Origin of the sequence: Candidatus Frankia alpina (assembly GCF_902806485.1) — a bacterium.
Taxonomy (GTDB): domain Bacteria; phylum Actinomycetota; class Actinomycetes; order Frankiales; family Frankiaceae; genus Frankia; species Frankia alpina.
In genome coordinates this window covers 1-335 of the sequence record NZ_CADCWT010000615.1, presented here as the reverse complement: position 1 = coordinate 335, position 335 = coordinate 1, and the positions used below count along the sequence as shown (strand labels likewise).

Genomic DNA, 335 nt, shown 5'->3' with positions numbered 1-335 from the left:
AATCCGCAAGCCTCTACCGGCGCCTCGCCGACGCCAACCCCGCCGCATTCCTCCCCAACCTGGCCACATCACTGAACACCCTGGCCAGTCGGCTGTCAGACGCCGGGCGGCGATCCGAAGCACTACACACCGCCCAAGAGTCCGCAGACCTTCGCCGGCAGCTTGCCGAAGCCAACCCCGCCGCATTCCTCCCCGACCTGGCCGGATCACTGAACACGCTGGCCGCCTTCCTGGCAGACGCCGGGCAAAGACCCGAAGCACTACCAGGGCAGCGCGAAGGTCACCTTCCGTGCTGACTGGTTACTCTAGGTTGTGAGGAATGTGAGGGCCCGGTT

Annotated in this window: 1 protein-coding gene; it reads left to right on the top strand. The window is 65.7% G+C overall.

Annotation, left to right across the window (positions count from 1 at the left end):
- Nucleotides 1–296 (top strand): tetratricopeptide repeat protein (locus G6R25_RS24720; protein WP_163554722.1); only part of this gene is annotated, 296 nt, incomplete at its 5' end.
- Between the last annotated feature and the right edge of the window lie 39 nt (nt 297–335).